The 21,359-nt window shown below is 38.9% G+C and carries 19 protein-coding genes, 2 rRNA genes and 3 riboswitches (1 of these 24 cut by a window edge); of the genes, 4 read left to right on the plus strand and 17 right to left on the minus strand.

Annotation, left to right across the window (positions count from 1 at the left end):
* The 3 genes from NSQ14_RS09750 to NSQ14_RS09760 form a co-directional block, all read right to left on the minus strand.
* Positions 1–749, minus strand: a 23S ribosomal RNA gene (locus NSQ14_RS09750) (it extends 2,188 nt beyond the left edge of the window).
* Positions 750–1,478: 729 nt separating this feature from the next.
* Positions 1,479–3,029, minus strand: a 16S ribosomal RNA gene (locus NSQ14_RS09755).
* Together the 16S and 23S rRNA genes form the textbook arrangement of a ribosomal RNA operon.
* Positions 3,030–3,508: 479 nt before the next feature.
* A complete protein-coding gene (locus tag NSQ14_RS09760) occupies positions 3,509–4,063 on the minus strand; it encodes a DJ-1/PfpI family protein (RefSeq protein ID WP_041848049.1) in 555 nt (184 codons plus the stop codon).
* A gap of 144 nt (positions 4,064–4,207) precedes the next feature.
* Here NSQ14_RS09760 and NSQ14_RS09765 point away from each other — a divergent pair, with 144 nt between their 5' ends.
* Positions 4,208–5,071, plus strand: coding sequence for a fructosamine kinase family protein (locus NSQ14_RS09765; RefSeq protein WP_095141311.1), 864 nt, complete (start codon positions 4,208–4,210; stop codon positions 5,069–5,071).
* Positions 5,072–5,323: 252 nt separating this feature from the next.
* On the opposite strand, the gene NSQ14_RS09770 is transcribed toward NSQ14_RS09765, so the two are convergent.
* Positions 5,324–6,052 (minus strand): hypothetical protein, encoded by a 729-nt coding sequence (locus NSQ14_RS09770; protein ID WP_034770418.1) that lies wholly within the window; start codon positions 6,050–6,052, stop codon positions 5,324–5,326.
* A 735-nt stretch (positions 6,053–6,787) separates the two neighbouring features.
* Between NSQ14_RS09770 and NSQ14_RS09775 the strand changes: the two genes are divergently transcribed.
* On the plus strand, positions 6,788–7,642 hold the full coding sequence (locus tag NSQ14_RS09775) for a YitT family protein (RefSeq protein WP_095141312.1): 855 nt from the start codon (positions 6,788–6,790) through the stop codon (positions 7,640–7,642).
* Positions 7,643–8,053: 411 nt separating this feature from the next.
* Here the strand turns inward: NSQ14_RS09775 and speB are convergent, their stop codons facing one another.
* From speB to NSQ14_RS09795, 4 genes are all read right to left on the minus strand, one after another.
* A complete protein-coding gene (speB, locus tag NSQ14_RS09780; protein ID WP_346216288.1) occupies positions 8,054–8,914 on the minus strand; it encodes an agmatinase in 861 nt (286 codons plus the stop codon).
* A 183-nt stretch (positions 8,915–9,097) separates the two neighbouring features.
* A complete protein-coding gene (gene speE, locus NSQ14_RS09785) occupies positions 9,098–9,757 on the minus strand; it encodes a polyamine aminopropyltransferase (RefSeq protein ID WP_326929336.1) in 660 nt (219 codons plus the stop codon).
* 8 nt (positions 9,758–9,765) lie between these two features.
* Positions 9,766–11,268, minus strand: coding sequence for an aminotransferase class I/II-fold pyridoxal phosphate-dependent enzyme (locus NSQ14_RS09790; protein WP_235819454.1), 1,503 nt, complete (start codon positions 11,266–11,268; stop codon positions 9,766–9,768).
* Complete coding sequence (locus NSQ14_RS09795; protein WP_095141313.1) at positions 11,265–11,609, minus strand: hypothetical protein; 345 nt, start codon at positions 11,607–11,609, stop codon at positions 11,265–11,267. The genes NSQ14_RS09790 and NSQ14_RS09795 overlap by 4 nt, the downstream gene beginning before the upstream one ends.
* Before the next feature lie 91 nt (positions 11,610–11,700).
* Positions 11,701–11,824: riboswitch (SAM riboswitch) on the minus strand.
* 310 nt (positions 11,825–12,134) lie between these two features.
* Here NSQ14_RS09795 and NSQ14_RS09800 point away from each other — a divergent pair.
* On the plus strand, positions 12,135–12,662 hold the full coding sequence (locus NSQ14_RS09800; RefSeq protein ID WP_346207350.1) for a gamma carbonic anhydrase family protein: 528 nt from the start codon (positions 12,135–12,137) through the stop codon (positions 12,660–12,662).
* A 121-nt stretch (positions 12,663–12,783) separates the two neighbouring features.
* Here the strand turns inward: NSQ14_RS09800 and NSQ14_RS09805 are convergent, their stop codons facing one another.
* The 4 genes from NSQ14_RS09805 to queF all read right to left on the minus strand — a co-directional run bounded on the left by NSQ14_RS09805 (position 12,784) and on the right by queF (position 15,190).
* Complete coding sequence (locus tag NSQ14_RS09805; RefSeq protein ID WP_034770428.1) at positions 12,784–13,074, minus strand: hypothetical protein; 291 nt, start codon at positions 13,072–13,074, stop codon at positions 12,784–12,786.
* Positions 13,075–13,183: 109 nt separating this feature from the next.
* On the minus strand, positions 13,184–13,732 hold the full coding sequence (locus NSQ14_RS09810; protein WP_034770429.1) for a VUT family protein: 549 nt from the start codon (positions 13,730–13,732) through the stop codon (positions 13,184–13,186).
* A 202-nt stretch (positions 13,733–13,934) separates the two neighbouring features.
* Positions 13,935–14,609 carry a 7-cyano-7-deazaguanine synthase QueC gene (queC, locus tag NSQ14_RS09815; protein ID WP_034770431.1) on the minus strand — a complete coding sequence of 225 codons (675 nt, stop codon included), beginning with the start codon at positions 14,607–14,609 and terminating at the stop codon, positions 13,935–13,937.
* A gap of 92 nt (positions 14,610–14,701) precedes the next feature.
* The gene (gene queF, locus NSQ14_RS09820; RefSeq protein ID WP_034770443.1) at positions 14,702–15,190 is read right to left on the minus strand and encodes a preQ(1) synthase; all 489 of its coding nucleotides are present in this window, start codon (positions 15,188–15,190) and stop codon (positions 14,702–14,704) included.
* A gap of 81 nt (positions 15,191–15,271) precedes the next feature.
* Positions 15,272–15,318, minus strand: a riboswitch (PreQ1 riboswitch).
* A 330-nt stretch (positions 15,319–15,648) separates the two neighbouring features.
* On the opposite strand from queF, the gene rlmN reads away from it, so the two are divergent.
* Entirely contained in the window at positions 15,649–16,704 is a 1,056-nt protein-coding gene (gene rlmN, locus NSQ14_RS09825; protein ID WP_346207351.1) for a 23S rRNA (adenine(2503)-C(2))-methyltransferase RlmN, read from the plus strand.
* Positions 16,705–16,868: 164 nt separating this feature from the next.
* Here the strand turns inward: rlmN and NSQ14_RS09830 are convergent, their stop codons facing one another.
* The 5 genes from NSQ14_RS09830 to NSQ14_RS09850 all read right to left on the minus strand — a co-directional run bounded on the left by NSQ14_RS09830 (position 16,869) and on the right by NSQ14_RS09850 (position 21,154).
* Positions 16,869–17,603, minus strand: coding sequence for an ABC transporter ATP-binding protein (locus NSQ14_RS09830; RefSeq protein ID WP_269919400.1), 735 nt, complete (start codon positions 17,601–17,603; stop codon positions 16,869–16,871).
* Complete coding sequence (locus NSQ14_RS09835) at positions 17,596–18,369, minus strand: ABC transporter permease (protein WP_034770436.1); 774 nt, start codon at positions 18,367–18,369, stop codon at positions 17,596–17,598. Before NSQ14_RS09835 ends, NSQ14_RS09830 begins: the two co-directional genes overlap by 8 nt.
* Entirely contained in the window at positions 18,369–18,659 is a 291-nt protein-coding gene (locus NSQ14_RS09840; protein ID WP_034770438.1) for a thiamine-binding protein, read from the minus strand. The genes NSQ14_RS09835 and NSQ14_RS09840 overlap by 1 nt, the downstream gene beginning before the upstream one ends.
* Before the next feature lie 26 nt (positions 18,660–18,685).
* On the minus strand, positions 18,686–19,693 hold the full coding sequence (locus tag NSQ14_RS09845) for an ABC transporter substrate-binding protein (RefSeq protein ID WP_346216289.1): 1,008 nt from the start codon (positions 19,691–19,693) through the stop codon (positions 18,686–18,688).
* A 114-nt stretch (positions 19,694–19,807) separates the two neighbouring features.
* Positions 19,808–19,916, minus strand: a riboswitch (TPP riboswitch).
* 71 nt (positions 19,917–19,987) lie between these two features.
* A complete protein-coding gene (locus NSQ14_RS09850; protein WP_346216290.1) occupies positions 19,988–21,154 on the minus strand; it encodes a TraB/GumN family protein in 1,167 nt (388 codons plus the stop codon).
* Positions 21,155–21,359 lie beyond the last annotated feature (205 nt).

The raw sequence follows: 21,359 nt of genomic DNA on the forward strand, positions 1-21,359 counted from the left end.
ACCCTGGACATGGGTAGATCACCTGGTTTCGGGTCTACGACCCTATACTTATTCGCCCTATTCAGACTCGCTTTCGCTACGGCTCCAGTTTCCACTTTAACCTTGCATAGGATCGTAACTCGCCGGTTCATTCTACAAAAGGCACGCCATCACACATAATTGTGCTCTGACTACTTGTAAGCACACGGTTTCAGGTACTCTTTCACTCCCCTTCCGGGGTACTTTTCACCTTTCCCTCACGGTACTGGTTCACTATCGGTCACTAGGGAGTATTTAGCCTTGGGAGATGGTCCTCCCAGCTTCCGACGGAATTTCACGTGTTCCGCCGTACTCAGGATCCACTCAGGAGAGAACGAGAGTTTCAATTACAGGGTTGTTACCTTCTCTGACGGACCTTTCCAGATCGCTTCATCTACTCCGTTCTTTTATCACTCCGTATTGAGTGTCCTACAACCCCAAGAGGCAAGCCTCTTGGTTTGGGCTCTTCCCGTTTCGCTCGCCGCTACTCAGGGAATCGAAATTTCTTTCTCTTCCTCCAGGTACTTAGATGTTTCAGTTCCCTGGGTGTGCCTTCCTTACCCTATGAATTCAGATAAGGATCCTCTTCCATTACGAAGAGGGGGTTTCCCCATTCGGAAATCTCCGGATCAAAGCTTACTTACAGCTCCCCGAAGCATATCGGTGTTAGTCCCGTCCTTCATCGGCTCCTAGTGCCAAGGCATCCACCGTGCGCCCTTTCTAACTTAACCTTCGACGAATGATAAGCGGCGGATTTCTTCGTCGACTTCCCTTTCTCCACTGCTCATGTACCCTTTAAACGTACATTCCGCTGTTCGAAAGCTCGTCTCCTCGAACTCCTTGCTTCTAATTCGTCTCTTCTGATGAATAAGCTTCGAATGACTTCGTTAGCTTTAAATCCATCTTTTTGATTAAAAAGATTTTGTTACTTCCATGATGAGCGATCATCATTTCCGTAAACATTTTTACTCGGTTTATTTGTCTAGCTTCGGCTTCTAGCGACTAGCAAACTTCACCCGCCTCCACTACGATAAGTCAACATCGACTCGTTACCTCGTCGTGTTTCCTTTATCTCATTGCGGCGTGTTCCAGTTTGTACGTCGCTGAGCATAAGGAACGCTTCGTCAGCATTACCTCGCAAAGTAAAATCTGTGATTTTACTTGAGTCGCCTCAGCTTTTCTTTTCGCCTTACATTGTTATCTAGTTTTCAAAGAACGAATAATGATTGAGAGTATTGAACCCTCAAAACTGACAAGACAAAGACGTTTGTCACACTTGAACGTGTGTTCCATAAGTTGTCTAGCTTCGGCTCCTAGCGACTAGCGAGACTTCCTTCATCCTCCGTACGATAAGTCAACATCAATTCGGCTACCGCCTCACGGTGTTTCCTTTATCTCCTGCGGATTCAGTCCAGTCCGTACGTCGCTGGGCAGTCGCCTCAGCCTTTCGTTTTCCTTAGAAAGGAGGTGATCCAGCCGCACCTTCCGATACGGCTACCTTGTTACGACTTCACCCCAATCATCTGTCCCACCTTCGGCGGCTGGCTCCTTGCGGTTACCTCACCGACTTCGGGTGTTACAAACTCTCGTGGTGTGACGGGCGGTGTGTACAAGGCCCGGGAACGTATTCACCGCGGCATGCTGATCCGCGATTACTAGCGATTCCGGCTTCATGCAGGCGAGTTGCAGCCTGCAATCCGAACTGAGAATGGTTTTCTGGGATTCGCTTATGCGTCGCCGCTTCGCTGCCCTTTGTACCATCCATTGTAGCACGTGTGTAGCCCAGGTCATAAGGGGCATGATGATTTGACGTCATCCCCACCTTCCTCCGACTTGTCGCCGGCAGTCGCTCTAGAGTGCCCAACTGAATGCTGGCAACTAGAACCAAGGGTTGCGCTCGTTGCGGGACTTAACCCAACATCTCACGACACGAGCTGACGACAACCATGCACCACCTGTCATCCTGTCCCCGAAGGGAAGACCCTGTCTCCAGGGCGGTCAGGAGATGTCAAGACCTGGTAAGGTTCTTCGCGTTGCTTCGAATTAAACCACATGCTCCACCGCTTGTGCGGGCCCCCGTCAATTCCTTTGAGTTTCAGTCTTGCGACCGTACTCCCCAGGCGGAGTGCTTAATGCGTTAGCTGCAGCACTGAAGGGCGGAAACCCTCCAACACTTAGCACTCATCGTTTACGGCGTGGACTACCAGGGTATCTAATCCTGTTTGCTCCCCACGCTTTCGCGCCTCAGCGTCAGTTACAGACCAGAAAGCCGCCTTCGCCACTGGTGTTCCTCCACATCTCTACGCATTTCACCGCTACACGTGGAATTCCGCTTTCCTCTTCTGCACTCAAGTCCCCCAGTTTCCAATGACCGCTTGCGGTTGAGCCGCAAGATTTCACATCAGACTTAAAGGACCGCCTGCGCGCGCTTTACGCCCAATAAATCCGGACAACGCTTGCCACCTACGTATTACCGCGGCTGCTGGCACGTAGTTAGCCGTGGCTTTCTCGTCAGGTACCGTCAAGGTACCGGCATTTCCTCCGATACTTGTTCTTCCCTAACAACAGAGCTTTACGATCCGAAGACCTTCTTCGCTCACGCGGCGTTGCTCCGTCAGACTTTCGTCCATTGCGGAAGATTCCCTACTGCTGCCTCCCGTAGGAGTCTGGGCCGTGTCTCAGTCCCAGTGTGGCCGATCACCCTCTCAGGTCGGCTACGCATCGTCGCCTTGGTGAGCCGTTACCTCACCAACTAGCTAATGCGCCGCGGGCCCATCTGTAAGTGATGGCAAAAGCCATCTTTCCTTATCTCTCCAGGCGGAAAGATAATCTATCCGGTATTAGCACCGGTTTCCCGGAGTTATCCCGGTCTTACAGGCAGGTTACCCACGTGTTACTCACCCGTCCGCCGCTAACCAACAAAAAGCAAGCTTCTTATTGGTTCGCTCGACTTGCATGTATTAGGCACGCCGCCAGCGTTCGTCCTGAGCCAGGATCAAACTCTCCAAAAAAGAGTTGATTGCTCAAAATTAAAACTGACTTAAATGGTTTATTAAAACGCTTTGTCTTGTTCAGTTTTCAAGGTTCAATGTCCAACAGCAACACTCTTTATTATAACTATCTAGGTTGTTTTTGTCAACCCTTCATTTTAATTTTTTAAGAGTGACTGTGCATCTTTATCTATCAATCTCTATTATAGAAAATCAAAAACGACTTTCTAAATATAACAAACATCATACCTTTCGTCAATCCCAAAATCGCAGGTAATATTTGGAATCTGCATAGATTTATAATCTATATCACAAACTAATACGGTGAGAACACTCTTTTTATCAATAATAAATTATAAGTAAGAATTAACTATTAAAAGCAGAAACAATTAATGAACAACTTGGGTTTCTATCACAAATAAAATTTTATCATATCCATTAATAGTATCGTTTCAAAAACCCCAATTCAAATAATTGGGGCTAACTAATTACTTACAAAATTACTTTTCCAACAATTTCATAAACTCACGCATAAAAACCGGTAGATCCGGCCAAGCGTGTGCAGACACAAGATTACCATCAACATATGTTGTACGGTCTGTAACATAATTACCACCCGCAATTTCAACTCCTGGTTTACAAGCAATATATGCGGTTAAGGTTCGCCCTTTTAAAACATCCGGAATGGCCTCAAAGATGAGTGAGGCATGACAGATAGCTGCTATCGGTTTATTTGTTTCAAAAAAATGTTTCACAATTTGCTTTACATGTTCATCCAAGCGAATATACTCAGGAGTACGTCCGCCTGGTATTACCAAACCATCAAATTCACTTGGTTCAACATCTTTAAATTGAGCATTTGATTCCAATAAATAACCTAATTTCTCTTCATATGTATCCCAACCGGTGAAATCATGAACTACTGTTTGTAGTTTTTTTATAGAAGATGCTGAAATGGTTACTTCATATCCAGCCTCTAGCAACCTATAATATGGATAATATACTTCTAAAGCTTCCACCGCATCTCCTGCCAGTATTAAAACTTTTTTACTCATAGCTAACCCCTCCGTTTTATATTTTCACCATACACTTCCATTTTAACTAACTTGTCCAAAAGATTTTGTCGAATTTTGTGGTGTTTCGTAAACTTTTTGTCAATAGTAATAATTCATGGTAAGTTAATGATAGAGGTGTGTGGAATGCAAAAATTGCTGATAAAAGCTTTGAAAAATATTGGTGACCAAAGTCGAATAATTGAATATCGACGTGTTCCGGGTGGAGATATCAATGAATCATATTATGTACGGAGCCAAAAACATACATATTTTATAAAATGTAAAAAACATCCTCCCCAAAAGTTTTTTCAGCTAGAAGCACTTGGACTTGAAAAGATTAGGAAAACAAATTCAATAGCAACTCCACAAATATACGGTATTGGCGAGAGAGATGGCTATGGTTATTTAATGATGGAATGGATTCACGGCAAAAAAACTGGACAAACAGGTGAATGGTTAGGACGAGGTCTTGCAGAAATGCATAAACATAAGGGGCCAGGTTTCGGATTTCAAGAAGACAATTATATCGGGCTTCTTCCTCAAAAAAACAGCTACATCTCATCATGGATTGATTATTATCGCGAATTTCGTTTAGAGCCGCAAATTACATTAGCTGTACAAAAGGAATTATTACCGACATCAACACAGAAAAAATTAGATAAAATTCTTACACATTTAGATCAATGGTTACCAAAGGATTGTATCCCTTCACTATTACATGGAGATTTGTGGGGTGGAAATTGGCTCCCGGGATATAACGGAAAGCCATATTTAATCGATCCGGCCATTTTTTATGGACATCATGAGTTTGAAATTGCTTTTACAGAATTATTTGGTGGTTTTCCGTCCAATTTTTATGAGTCTTATCAAGAAGTGTTTCCATTATCACCAAACTATGAAGAAAGGAAAGCATTATATCAATTATTTTATTTACTTGTTCATTTAAATCTTTTTGGAATTTCATATTTATCATCAATTGAAAATATAGTAACAAGATATGTCGGATAAAAGGCAAAGAGGCTGTTGAAAAAAGTTGTTACATGAATGGAACAAAACAATCTTCATTCTATCGGAATTCCTGTAGATGAGACATTTTTGCGTAAGTCAGTACGTGTTGACATTTTAATTCCATATTATATTGTAGAAAAAAACATTTTCCAAAATACTTTTTTCCAAACAGCCTCTTTCCATTCCCGTTATATTTGCATCGCTTCTTTAAAAATCTTTCCGTTAATACTGTAACCCGAAATCTCAAATTTTTTATGCTTGCTCATTGGTCTTTTCAATTATTTGGTTTTCAATTTGTAAAGCTGCAGAAAATAAATGTAGAAATAACTGATAGGCCGATGTTGTCGTGTCATAATAATTTTTATAATAGAAAAGAATATGGGTCAAGATTTCAACGGATGTCTCATAAGTAAAATTATAAAAATCAACAACGGGAAAATATACAGAATTACCGATTGGAATTAATATACCGGCAACAAGAGCCCCTTCATGGAAGTAAAAATCTTCATTATTTAAAGAAACCTCTACTTCTTTTCTATTCAGAATATCCTCTATAATATATTTTTGTTGGTCATGCTTATTTCTTATTAAATAAAATTTAGGTACTGCCTTCCCCCACTCATTGAGCCAGGCGGGAATAATTTGTTTTTTCCGGTACTTCATTTTATTTTCTAAAACGTATTGATCAATAACATTCATCTCATCGTTCACAGAATTTTGGTAAAGTACATACCACCAAAACAGATTTTGCTCTAATGAAAATTTTTTATTACTTTGCGTTGGATGAAAAGATAAAAACTCATCAATAAACGGTTGCGCCTCGGATAAATATTGTGATAAAACGAAACCGGTAAAGTCATGATAGATATCGATTAATAACAGTTTTTTTAATGGTTCCGGAATTGGATAATCATGGCGGAATTTTTTCGTACATGATACTGTTTGTGCAAATTCGACTACATTTGTATTATGTGTTCTCATTCCTTCAGTCCTCTCATTATTACAATTTTCATTATTGAAGGGTATTGTTAACAGAACGAAAAATGAAAACTGGAGGTACGAGAAAGGAGAATCAAGAGAGGGTTTTGTATATATTTTACATTTTTTCTGAATATTGGTCAAGGACCTATTATGCATGAACAACACAGCAAAACCATATAAATTTTTGCGGCCACATTTGTATAAATTTCACCGATGTTCTTTAAGAAAAGCGCAGAGCGCCCGCTTAGCGACGTACAAACTGGAGCGCCCCGCAATGAGAACAGATTTGCTTCCTTGAATAGGCATCGCACGAAGAAAAAGCGATTAGCTTTTTCTAAGGAAAAGGAAACACGGCGAGTCACGAGCCGATGTTGACTTATCGTAGTGGAGGGGAGTGAAGTTTGCTAGTCGCTGGCGCTCGGAGCTAGACAATAAAACTAATCCCAAGTTATTTACTTGTATTTTTATACTTTCTTATACTATTAAAAATCCTGCCTCACTTCCCGACTTAAATTTTTTTCTGAATGGCAGTTTATTGCTTATTTATTTTCAGGATCATTAGTTTATGAAAAGCAATATATATTTTAGGACATGATAATTCTATATTCAACCCCTAAAAATTCGCTTCATTCATGATATATTTTTCACAAAAAATACCTTTCTAAATAAAAGTAAAGGTGCTACTATATATGAGGACTAAAAATCATCATTTTTTAAAACGAGGTTTAATTTCAAATGGAAACGATAATGACAAAGAAAACAAATATAAGTACTTTCATTGACTTATTTTGTATGGTTCTTGGAACAATTATTACTGCTTTTGCACTAAATATGTTTACCATACCGGCAGGGTTATTATCCGGAGGGGTAAGTGGTTTTTCCCAATTACTCAACCATTTTATTCCTATTAACGTTGGTGTTTATTATTTCCTTTTAAATATACCATTACTGATCTTAGGATATATTTATCTGGGCAAAAAATTTAGCTTCTATACAATATTAGCAACAAGTTTAGTTTCGTTTTTCTTATTAATAGTCCCGATTAAACATATTTGGACGGATGATCCTTTACTATCTGCTATTTTCGGTGGGGTTTTAAATGCGGTCGGTTGTGGTCTTGTTCTCCGTCGCGGCGGTTCGGAAGGCGGTTTTGATATATTATCACGGGTGATTGCAAAATATCGTAATATCACAGTCGGAAAGTCAAACTTAATTATTAATACAATTATTGTTATTTTATCCGGCTTTATTTTTAATAGCGAAATTGCCTTGTACACCATTATATCGTTTTATTCATCCATGAAAACTTATAATATTATCTTAAACCACGTTGATCGCATCTCATTATTGATTATTACAGATAAAGGGAAAGAAGTGAACGAGGCGATTACAAAAGAACTTCATCGCGGGACGACAATGTGGAATGCAAGCGGTGGCTATACCCAAAAGGACAAAACAGTGTTGTATTGTGTTATCATGAAAGGTGAAATGCATCAATTAAAACAAATTGTGAAATCAGCAGATCCAAAATCATTTGTCAGCATTATTTCAACGCAAAACGTAATTGGTCGGTTTCATCAGATTTGGTAAAGAAAACTCGGCAACTGTCGAACCTCTAGGCGAGAGCAGAGTCATAGTCAGCGAAAAAATATTATCGCTTGCGAGGTAATGCTACTGAAGCCTCTCTAGTTCACCGAAAAAATATAAAATGTCCCGCAATAAGCGAATTCGTATATTTGCCGGACATTTTTGCATTTTAAACGTAAAAAAATACGTCTTTCATAGATGGCCCATTTTGAGTAAGCCGAAAAAATATCTGAACCAAAAACAGAATAAAAGACATAACATATTAGCCAACGTCAACATGTTATGTCTTTAACATTCTTTTTTCCCACCATAACGGCGAGACAAGCCCCCATATCAAGATACTTCATTTAAAAAGGTGGGATAAACAGCCCGTTCAACTAACCATTAGTAAGGAATGAAGAACCTCCCACGTATTTATTTCCCTAATGTCAATAACATTTCCCGAACGGTTTTACATGCCACTGCAGTTGATGCGCCTGAAGGGTCATATGGTGGTGATAACTCAACCACGTCTGCCGCAACAATTTGGTTCAATTTTTGCATATGCCCAATTGCATCTAATAAATCACGATATGAAATTCCACCCGGTTCCGGTGTTCCAGTGCCGGGAAAAATGCCCGGATCAAGAACATCAAGATCAATCGTAATATAAACAGGCACATTAGCTAATTCGTCCATCTTTTCCGCAAATGTTTCAAGAGAAAATTTTTCCAAATATGTATGTTCTTTTGCCCATTCAAATTCTTCTTTTAAACCGGAGCGAATCCCGAATTGGAAAATCCGACCGTCACCGAGAAACCCATGACAATTGCGAATGACTGAAGCGTGGGACAGTTTTTCACCTAAATAATGTTCACGTAGATCGGTATGCGCATCAATATGGATCAAATGTAAGTCCGAATATTTTTCATATGCTGCTTTAATTGAAGAAAGACTAACAAGGTGTTCTCCCCCTACCATTAGAAATTTCTTCCCATCAGTTAAAACGCCCCGGCTATATTCAAAAATAATATCCATTACCTTTTCGGTATTTCCAAATGGCAAGTCTAAGTCCCCACCGTCAAAAGCAGCTATATTCTCCAAATCCCGATCCAAATATGGTGAATAAGTTTCCAAACCATATGAATCCGTACGAATTGCCTGCATTGCAAAACGGGTACCCGGACGGAAACTCGTTGTTCCGTCAAAAGGTACCCCGAACAAAACAAGGCTTGCTTCTTCATAAGATTTATCACAACCGATAAAAGTACTTATATTCATATTTTTATTCCCCATCTACTAGTGCCTCCCTTACGTAATTCGGCAAACAAAACGCCCGCGGTGGAGTTCGGTATTGTAATATTTTGTTTGAATCTTAAATTTTTTCCAATCTTCCGTGTGTAAATCTAGCAACGGATCGTACACCTTTGAAGCAAAGCCGAATAACCAGTGACCGGAAGGATATGTCGGCATATGGTACTAATAAACATGCGTAATAGGAAAAATATGTTTAATCTTTTTGTGTGCCCTTTTCATATTTTCTGCATATTCAGTAAAATATGGTGACTCATGCTGATTAATTAAGATTCCATCATTTCTTAATACTCGATAACATTCTTGATAAAATTCGATTGTAAAAAGACCTTCTCCTACAGAAATCGGATCAGTGGAATCAACAAGAATTAAATCAAACGACGCATCGGGTGCTTTTTTCACATAAGCCAAACCATCCTCGAATTTCAAGGTCATTCGCGGCTCTTCCTCGATCCCGCCGGCAGTAACAGGTAAATACTTTTGACACAGTCGAAAAACACGTTCATCAATTTCAACCATGACCACTTCTTCAACCGATTTGTACCGTAAAACTTCACGAGCCGTACCGCCATCACCGCCACCGATGATTAGAACTCGTTTTATATTTGGGTTTGTGGCGAATGCGGGGTGAACAATCATCTCGTGGTAAATAAATTCATCTTTTTCATTTACCATCATCAAACCATCTAAAGTGAAAAATGTGCCAAACTCCTTACCCTTATAAAAATCAATTTGTTGGAAAGGTGTTTTTTCACTATAAATTTTCTCATCGTAAGCAATGGAAAATTTGCATTCATCGCTCCACGATTCCGTGTACCAATTCATTTATGACATCATTCCTTCACAACTTTAATATGGTTTGCCTCTTTTGCTTCAGTTAATACACTCCCGATTGTTTGACAGTAATAATGATATTGATTGAGCACCTCGTTGGAAATTAATTCTCCCGGTATAACAAGAGGAATACCCGGCGGATAAATCATCAATGTATCCGCACTTATCCGTCCAACAGCTTGATCAATCGGTATAGATTCTTGCTCAGCATAAAAAGCATCGCGCGGAACAAGAACTAATTTATTTACTTCACTTGTTGTGACGTGAGTAGAAATGATCGTTGCATGTTTTCCATACTTTTTCTCAATATCCTTCAAGGCAAAAACTAGTTTGTCGATGGATTCTTTCGTGTCGAACGAGCTAATCACAGCCATAATGACATATCCTTCAGCCAATTCCATTTGAATGCCGTATTCTTCTTTTAAAATTGTGTAGACATCAAAGCCGGTAAAACCAATTCCATTTACACGGATAACAAGTTTTGTCCAATCATATGATTGTTGGAAATATTTCTCCACGTAGGCTTCTTTTAATACTTCATAGTTCGAATTTGCTTCAATGGACAGAACAGCATCCATTACAATCGGTTTTAATTCCCTATACCGCTTTTTTCCAAACAGAACCATCTCTCTTCGTGCCACATCCAAAGAACTCATTAACAAATAGTTCGCACTTGTTGTTTGTAACATATTCACTATTTTTTGCATACGTTCCGGAGCAATTCGGTTCCCTTTTAATAATAGTAATGAACTTTGGGTTAAGGAACCCCCTGTTTTATGCATGCTAACGGTAACTGCATCAGCTCCGGCTGTAAGAGGATCGATATAGTCATCAGGCATAAAAGCCAAGTGAGCACCATGAGCACTGTCGACAAGAACTGTTACACCCCGTTCGTGGGCGAGTTCACAAATTTCCACCAATTCATTCATTACACCAAAATAGGTTGGATATGTGACAAGGATTGCTTTCGTTTCCGGATTTTCATTTAATGCCTTTCTTACATTTTTAACAGACACACCGTGGGCAATCCCAAAATGCAAGTCGACTTCGGGTTGAATAAATATCGGTTTTGCCCCGCTCAAAATTATTCCATTCATAACGGATTTATGACAATTTCTCGGTACAAGAAGCGTTTCACCCGGTTTTACTGCTGCTAAAATCATGGCAATAATACCAATTGTCGTACCGTTAACTAAAAAATAAGCATGATCGGCTCCAAATGCATCAGCCGCTAATTCCTGGGCTTCTTTGATTACCGATTGGGGATGGCTTAACAGATCAAGTTCTTTCATTGAGTTGACGTCCATCCGCATTGTCATATCCCCGAGAACCATTCGTAACGGATTCATTTGTGCCCCCATTTTGTGACCCGGGACATCAAATGGTGTAACATCTCTTCTGGCATATTGAACTAGTGTTTGAAATAAGGGCAATTGATTGTGATCTAATTTAGGCGCTGCTTTTATCAACGGTTGTTCAAATTCCAGTAGTTTGTTCATCATCGGCAGCCACCACTATCATTAAGTGTAGTAAGCACCTTGTCGAACTCCATTGCCCTATTAGAAATTTGCTCATGTACCTTACAAGTTCCCTCTACGATTCCGCAAAGTTCATTTGTGTTTCCTGTATCAATGAATGCAGCGCAGGTAATTTGTACAGTATTTTGGACAGCTGTTGTCATATTTTCCCTGCTCGCATGAGTTGTACTTGTTGGTGAAAACACTTCACAAGCTGCTTTAATAAACGGTTTTTGAAGGAAAGTTGAATCCCGCCCTGCATCAGGTATTTGATTCTGATATCCTTCTATTGCAGATTCCGATATGAATAAAAATTTCTCTGCCAATATTAACCACTCCTAACACAATTTTTTTGTTTAGGCATAAAAAAAGCTCTCCAAAGGCAAGGAAAGCTTCGATTAATATCAGCTGCTTATCCTCTTATTGCTCACAAAATGTACTCATTTTGTGCTCAGGTTGGGCACCCAATATTTAGTTCTGTGAACCAAACTGGTTTGCCACCGTATCTTAGACCCCTCGTCTCAACGGCTATTAATAAGAGAGAAACTTTTATTTATGCTGGAATAATAATAAAGGATTTAAAAAGACATGTCAATTTATTTTGGAAATGTCTTAATAAAATTTTTTTGCACGTTTATAGGTTTACCATAAACTCCAAGAAAGTAAACATTTCTATAAATCATATACGAATGGCACAATATTTTTTATCCTCATAGATATATTTATTAAATATTTTGTAAAATATTTTCAAATAACCTTTTTGGGTGCAAACCTTAAATAGGAACTTGGAATTTATCAAATTATTGATAAAATAGTAATATACAAATCTTTCATATAATGGAGGCAAAACTATGTTAATTCCTTATAAAGGAAAAACACCAAATGTTCACGATAGTGTTTTTATTGCTCCGGGGGCATATTTAATTGGTGATGTAACAATAGGAAAGGAAAGTTCCGTATGGTTTAATGCCGTTTTACGCGGTGATGAAGGGCCCATCATTATCGGAGAAAAATGCAGTATTCAAGATAATGTAACCATCCATCTTTATGAAGATCATCCGACCATCATTAAAGACGGTGTAACAGTAGGACATAATGTAATTTTACATGGCTGTAAGATTGGAAGAAACACAATTGTAGGTATGGGGTCTACTATTTTAGATGATGCTGAAATCGGTGAACAATGTATTATCGGTGCGAATACACTGATAACCGGCGAAAAAAAAATCCCTCCCCGCTCGCTGGTGGTCGGCTCTCCCGGAAAAGTTGCCCGTGAATTGTCAGATCATGATTTCATGTTAATTCAAGGTTCAATTGAAGTTTACGTACAAAAAGGGAAGGAGTACATTGATATTCTTTCCCAATTAAAAAATAAATAAGAAAGAACGGTTGCTAAAGATACGTACTGTTAACGGGATTAATAAAAATGTACTTGTATTCACTTCAAATAGGGGCATCCGTTTATAAAAAACTTTCCGGGACTGCCCCTATAGGTCGTTTCTATTTAAAACTTGATCGAAATCCGTCTATTAATAAGAGAATTGCTGTAATAATGTGAAGGGCCATTCCGAGAAATGGAATCCAACCTAAACAGGATGTAATAATCCCTAACACACTTCCATGAAAAGATCTTTTTTCCATTATTGAAAATATGAGCGTAATGATATGCAAAACAAACATGATTCCGAGCGGTGCCCAAGCCATACTAAAAATAATGGCTCCCCCTAAAATCGGTATTCCCCAAAAAGCTTCCAAGCCACCCGTAATCAATTTTAATATTGTAGAAACCATAACATTTAATCTCCTCTCACTGCCAGAACAGTATTATTTGTATTATACGATCTATTCATGGAAAGGATTCAAAATTTGATGGAAATCTGGTGGATTTTATGACTCGCCGTTAAGAATGGGATAAAATCAATGCTCGGAAACGGGAATTTTTTACCATAAGAGAAAGCAAAATTGCCCCACAGCCTTGCATGATCGTTTTTACAATCACTTGACCAATAATCGCTGCCGGTACTGCTTCCCAAGGAATAAAGCCGGCACCAAGCGGACTTAAACCAATTATGATAAAAACAACTGAATCGAATAATCCACCAACAAGCCCGCTGTATAACACCCGCCAACTCATCGGTAATTTTAAGCGCGAATAAATTTCGGTATCCGTCGACTCGGCGATAAGAAATGATAAAGCTGAAGCCATCACAATCCATAAGGTGTCACCTAAGAGATAAGATGAAACGGCAGACAATATCAGGGCAATAAGTATTAACAGATACGTTTTTCCCTTGCCATATTTATTTTGAACTAAGTCACGGAAAATAAATGTAGCTCCGATTAAAAAAGTACCCCACGGAATATGAAACATTCCTATTTGAACCGGTTGAAATCTGGCTGTAATAACATTCGCCAACACAATAAACATTAAATACAAAATGACTCTCATTAACATCATAACTCCTCATTATTTACTGGTAATCTTTCATAAACTGGCTAAATAAAAAACTACAACGCATGAAAGCGAGAATTTCTCAGGAATTTCGCTGATGACTTGCAACCTTTCTAGGCCAACGAATTTCTATGGTATGTAAGTTCGTAAAATCCGGTTTTAGGAATAATCAGTTGTGATTTCCACAACAACTTTCGTTTTAAATAGCCGTTGAAACATTCGCCTTCATCTGCATATATTTTTCATAACCTTGACGACGTAATTGACAAGCCGGACATTTTCCACAACCATCACCAATTATTCCCTCATAACAAGTTAATGTTCTCTCCTTAATTAATTTAAGAACATTTAAATCATCAGCCATTTTCCAAGTGGCAGCTTTATCCAACCACATTAATGGTGTGTGGATGACAAATTCTTGCCCCATGGCCAAATTAATGGTTACATTCAACGACTTCACAAACACATCGCGGCAATCCGGGTAACCGCTAAAATCCGTTTCACAAACACCGGTGACTAAATGTTTCGCACCGATTTGCTGAGCCAAAATTGCAGCCATTGACAGGAAAATCAAATTTCTACCGGGAACAAAAGACGATGGCAACTCCCCACTCTTTCCGGCTTTTACGTCGATGTCCATTCTCGTTAAAGCACTCGGAGACAGCTGATTTAATAAGTTCATATCGAGAATATGGTGCTTAACCTTTAATTCTTCGGCAATAGATTTGGCACACTCGATTTCTTTTTTATGACGCTGATTATAATCAAAGGTTACCGCTTCTACATTTTGAAACGTATTGAGAGCCCAAAATAGACAGGTGGTGCTATCTTGCCCCCCACTAAATACAACAACAGCTTTTTCATCTTTTAGCATCGCTGACACATCCATTTATTAAATAGTTTTTAAAAGATCTCAAACCTATATTTATCAAAAAATCGTCTCATATATCCGAACCCTTCTCATAACTACCGATTATCCACTTTTTCCGGATATAAATCATGATTCATCAACCGGTAATATGCCATTTCTTCATATTTCGTACCCGGACGACCATAATTGCAATACGGGTCAATTGAAATACCACCCCTTGGCGTAAATTTTCCCCAAACCTCAATATATTTCGGGTCAAGCAACTGAATTAGATCATCCATAATTATGTTGACACAGTCTTCGTGAAAATCACCATGATTGCGAAAACTGAATAAATATAGTTTTAAAGATTTACTCTCGACTAATTTCTCATCAGGGATATAAGAAATATAAATTGTCGCAAAGTCCGGTTGGTTTGTAATTGGACATAAGCTGGTAAATTCCGGACAATTGAATTTTACAAAATAATCACGACCGGCGTGTTTATTTTGAACTGCCTCCAAAACTTCCGGCGCATAATCAAAAATATATTTTGCTTCCTTTTTTCCAAGTGATTTTACTTCATCTTTTTTTCTTCCCATAATAAAACCTCCTGTATGATCCGTGCTTACAGGAGGGTAATAGCTTTCAAAAACTAAAAAAACCATGCCTTATGGACAGACATGGTATCCATAGTTTTTTATAGAGGGTTTAAGCTATGAACCTCTCCCGTCCGACACGGGTATTCAATTTAATCCTCTTTTATCTTACCGTTCATTTCAATGTGCGTCAATTGCTTTGGTCAAAAAATTTTTGATTTCTTAAGTAGAAATTTGCCACCAAAACTCTTAATGAACGGTCACTTATTTCCGGTTTTGTTTCATTTGTCTCGCTTTCGACCGTTCAAAAACGGAATTTGGCCAATATAGATTTGTTAAGTTCCAGTACATTCTTTATAACAACTTAAAAACAATGATTGTATCCATCTTTCCCCACTGGTAAAATAGATATATTTCGGTTACAATTATCTAATGATATCAATTGGGTAGAAAGAGGGTTACGAATGAATAAGCAATCCATTTACGGATTAACTATAGAGGAATTGACAGAATGGATGTTAGAACACGGTCAAAAGAAATTCCGGGCCCAACAAGTTTGGGATTGGATGTATCAAAAAAGAATAACTGCTTTTCATGAGATGAAAAATATAAATAAAGAATGTATTGAACTTCTTGAAGCAAATTTTGAAATCAGTACGTTAAATGTTCAAATCAAACAAGTTTCTCAAGACGGAACGGTAAAATTTTTATTACAATTAAAAGACGGTAATTTAATTGAAACAGTTTTGATGAGGCAACATTACGGACTATCTGTTTGTGTGACTACACAAGTCGGCTGCAACATCGGCTGTTCATTCTGTGCCAGCGGGCTTTTACGGAAAAATCGCGATTTGACTTCCGGTGAAATTGTTGAGCAAATAATGCATGTTCAGCGCTTCTTGGATGAAACGGGTGAGCGCGTTAGTCATGTTGTTGTCATGGGTATCGGTGAACCGTTCGACAACTTCAATAACCTTGTTCGTTTCTTAAAAATTATCAACCATCCGAAAGCATTTGCGATTGGCGCCCGCCATATTACGGTTTCAACGAGTGGCATTGTACCAAAAATTTATGAATTTGCCGATCTTGATTTGCAAGTGAATTTAGCCATATCGTTACATGCACCAAATAACGAGTTGCGTTCCCAAATTATGAAAATCAATCGGGCTTATCCGCTTGAAAAATTATTCCCGGCCATTAATTATTATTTAGAAAAAACAAATCGCCGTATCACCTTTGAATATATTTTATTGGATGATGTTAATGATCATGTGGAAGAAGCAAAACAGTTGGCTGAACTACTAAAAGATATTCGCCATCTTGCTTATGTCAACTTGATACCTTATAATCCGGTCAATGAACATATTCAATATAAAAGAAGTTCTAAAGAATCGATCTTGCGGTTTTACGATACATTGAAGAAAAACGGTATCAATTGCGTCGTCCGCCAAGAACACGGAACAGATATCGATGCCGCATGCGGACAACTACGCAGCAAACAATTAAGAAAAGCGAACTAAGAAAAATATTCGGGTAGCCTCAAGAACGAAACAATGAAACTAAAATCGGGCTTTTACCTATATTTCAACCGATATGAAAAGGATAACCCAAATCCAGGGTTATCCTTGTTTAATTTTTCCATAAACTTTTGGAAGTAAATTTCCTGATTTGCACTTAATCCTAGTTATCCTTGTTTAATTTCTTCATAAACCATCTTTTTCCATTGTAAAAATTCGTTTGTGTATAATAATTGTTCTGTACGGGGACGTTCGATAGGGATTTGCCAATCTCTTTTTATTTTGGCCGGTTTTGCCGACAAAATGATGAGCCGATCCGATAAAAATAAAGCTTCCTCGATATTATGCGTGACAAATAGAATCGTCTTAGAATATTCTTGCCATATTGATAACAACCATTTTTGCATATCAAACCGGGTAAATTCGTCCAAGGCAGAAAACGGCTCATCTAAGCAAATTAACGTTTGCGGACTTAGCAAACTGCGGATGAAGGAAACACGTTGTTTCATCCCACCAGACAATTGATGAGGGAAACGTTTTTCATACCCTATCAATCCTGCCCGCTCTAGCATTTCCACCGCTTTAGCCGGATCTCGCTTACCGGCAATCTCTTGACCGAGCAAAACATTGTCAAGAACTGTCCGCCAAGGCATTAGAGCGGCTGATTGCGGCATATAACTGATATAGCCGCTTTTTCCGGTTATTCTTTCCCCGTTGATATAAATCTCTCCTGCATCCTGCCTTGTGATCCCGCCAATCACCTTGAACAATGTACTTTTTCCGCTGCCTGAAGGTCCTAATATCGATATGAATTCCCCGTCATGAGCAGCAAAGGATACATCATGTAAAACTTGATCAGCGCCAAATGACTTGTATATACTGTCAATAACCAATTCACTCATCAATCAACCCTTCCTTCTCCGGATCCCACTTAATGACCAATTTTTCCAGAAATACGATGAAGGCAAACAATAACAGACTAAACGTAACAACGAATAATATGGCAACAAAAACACGATCGGTCCGGAATGAAGATGATGCCAATGTCATATAAACACCAATGCCTCTTTCTGCTCCAAGCCATTCCGATATGACGGCCCCCATTACACTATACGTTGCAGAAATTTTTAATCCGGAAAACAAGGCAGGGATTGCTTGCGGCCATTCTAATTTCCAAAACAGTTGCTTCCTCGTTGCCCCGGCCATTTTCATATAATTCCATAATTCTCGATCGGTATGCTGGAACCCGTCCAGTAAAGATACGGTAATCGGGAAAAAACAAACAAGCGTAATCACAATCATTTTTGGTAACATCCCAAAGCCAAACCAAATGACAAGGAGCGGTGCCAGTACAATAACCGGGATGTTTTGCGAGATAATCAGTAATGGATAAAACGCTTGCCGTAAAAATGGAACGATATGTAAACCAATCCCGATAATGATTCCAATCAAACAGCCGACCATTAATCCGGAAAGTGCCAACGATAACGTAGGTAAAAGGTGCTCCCCGTACACATGGTACCCTTCAACCATCTCTTTCACAATTTGTGAAGGAGATGGCAACAACCAATTTGGTACACGGAAGATACGGACACTTGCCTCCCAACTGATGAATAAAAGAATGACAACAAAAAGTGCCCCCCATCCTTTTTGCCAAATTGTTTTCATCACCGATATTTTTCAGTCAACTGGTCCATTGACGCACCATCAGGATTATAGAACACTTTTATTTGCGAAATGACACTTGGGCAATTTAGCTCTATCATCTTCTTATTCATTTTTTCAACAATCTTTATAAGTTCCGTCAAGTCACCTTCCATTGTTGTCTCAAGCGGATTAACTTGATATTTTACTCCTGAATCCGTTATGACTTTAATGGCCTCGTCAATATAAGGAATTGTATCCTCACCGTTTTTTGTTTTAGGAATGATTTGGATGCTTACTAATGCATTAGCCATTTGTTTTCTCCTCCATTTCTTGTAAATTACGATTCCGGTAAAAATTCGTTTGTAAACGCCTTTTTACTATCTAACTGTTTTTCTAGTAAACCATTGTCATACATCCATTGCGAATAGTTTTCCCATACTTCCAATTTTTGCTCTCCCCAACGTGCTGCGTCATCTTTGTATTTTGTAGCGAGCCACTTTTGGGAAGCTTGGACGAGATCCGGGTCAAGTTCGGGCTCGGCAGCGATTAATATATTTGCCGCTTCTTCCGGATTTTCGATAGCAAACTCATACCCTTTTGTCACTGCCCGTAAAAATTTCCTGATTGTCTCCGGCTTTTCTTTAATCATTGTCTCATTCGTAGAGATAACGGGCGTATAATAATCAAGCTTATCACTATAGTCAGTTAACCAGACCATGTTAATCGGGGTGTTACGTAATTCAGCTTCCACGCCTGTCCACCCGTAATAAATCCAGGTAAAATCAATATTTTGTTTTGTCGCAGTAAAAAAGTCGGTATCGCCAATATTGATGATGTTTACTTTTCCGACATCCGCATGATGATCCTGTTTCATTAACGATTCAATAATCGCTTTTTCAAGTGGTGCTCCCCACCCTCCATAAGTTTTCCCTTCGAAATCTTTTGGAGTTTTTATATTTTTGTCTTTTAATGAAGCAAAACCGGATGTATTATGTTGGATAATCGCTGCAACAGAAACAATTGGCACTCCTTGGATTCGAGCCTCGGTAATCCCTTCCTGGTAACTGATACCAAACTCGGCTTGTCCGGATGCCACAAGATTGTCTGCCCCCGCATCACCCGGCATGATGATATCAACATCCAATCCTTCTTCCTTGAAATACCCTTTTTCCTGTGCCACGTATAAACCGGTATGGTTCGTATTCGGTGTCCAATCCAAGACGATATTTGCTTTTTCTAGCTTATCTTGATCATTTTTCGAAGTTCCGGAACCAGAATTTGCAGTTTCTCCCCGGCATGCAGCTAAAAGCATGGTAAATACGGCAAGAAAAAGTATTTTTTTCATGCGTGTTCCCCTTTCTTCATTATGATTTGAAAACAAGTTTGAAGAGGGAGAGAGAATGAAAAAACCCCAGGAATCATCCTAGGGCACATACTTCATGTAAGAAATTTCATTCATATCGCAAAAAAGTATGTTCCCTACGCAGGTATTAACCAGATCAGGTTCAAGGGTCAGCATCTTACGGACGCACTCTCAACCGGCAACACCGGTTCCCCTACAAACTTATTTTCATATTCAGTTTTCACTTATTTATACTATTACATATTTTTCCATTCATTTCAAGCCTAACTTTTTTCATTAAAAATTTTTAAAGAATAACCGCAATACATCCGCACCGCCAATAAATGTGCCGATGGAGCTGCCAATATTGGATAAAATAATGATCAATAAAATTCGTGTTACTTTATTGTTCCAAAACCCTTTTACGGATGAAATATCATTTGACAGGTTTTCGAAATCACCAACAGTCGGTTTTCGTACAAACGCTTGTACCAATCCTGCAAACCATCCGGAAGCAAGCAACGGATTTAAAGCGGTAATGGGAGCTGCCACAAAAGCAGTTAAAATGGTTAGCGGATGACCAAATGCCAACGCCGCTCCAAGTGCTGACAAAGAGCCGTGCCATAAAATCCAACTCCATGTTTGTTGCATCCCTGCATCCGGGTTCGCGAAAAATGTATAAACGATAATGGCAATAATAAGAACGGGGATCGACCAGCCGATAATTTTTGGTTTTTTCGACTTTGGCGGTGTTTTTGTTAATTCAGTTAAATCATGCGTTTTTTCTATTTCTCTTGAAACACCGGGAACATGAGCTGCACCTAATACAGCTACGACTTTTTCACCGGGTGCCGTTCTTATTTTCTCAGCCAAATATTGATCCCGTTCATCAATCAACGGTTTTTTCAATTGCGGTAAATTTTCAGTAAACTCATTAAGCATGGCATCAATGCTGTCTTTTGTTTTTAATTGTTCCAAATCTTCTTCCGTTATTTTTTCATCGGTAAAAATACCGGCTATAACTTGGGTGAGAAGCATCATTTTTTCTTTAAAATTCATGCTGTGCCAAATGCGGGAAAAGGTAGTTTGAATATTTCGATCAGCTAGAATAAGTTTTGCACCAACCGTTTTAGCCGATTCAATTCCTTGAATCATCTCTTGACCGGGTTTAATCCCCATTTGATCAGCCATTCTTTTCTGAAAAGATGAAAGTGCCAAATTGATAAATACCATCCCTGCCCTTTTCTCTTTAATAATTTTAAAAATATCCGTATCTTTCCACTTGTTTCCTTCCGTAATAGATTGAAATCGTCCTTGATCCAACTCAATGCAAACTGAATCCGGCTGTTCTGTTTCAATAATTTCCTTCACTTGCTCGGCACTGTTTTTTGATACGTGAGCAGTTCCGATCAAAATATATTCTTTATCATTCAAAAAAATTCTAGTAATGTTTTCTTCGTTCATAGTGACCTTCCCTTAAACTTTTGATTCCCGGAAAAATCTGTGTTCTTTTATAACTCACAAGTTTTCCAGCTATGTGAATCGCAATCGCCCTTATCTTTTCATGCATATTGTTATTCTACCTGAACCGAAAAATGTAGTAAAGCAATCGGAGGATAAAAAATTTTTAAAGGTGGAACTTTTGACGGTATATGTTTAGAAGAAATTC

Source organism: Caldifermentibacillus hisashii (assembly GCF_039654145.1).
Lineage (GTDB): Bacteria > Bacillota > Bacilli > Bacillales > Caldibacillaceae > Caldifermentibacillus > Caldifermentibacillus hisashii.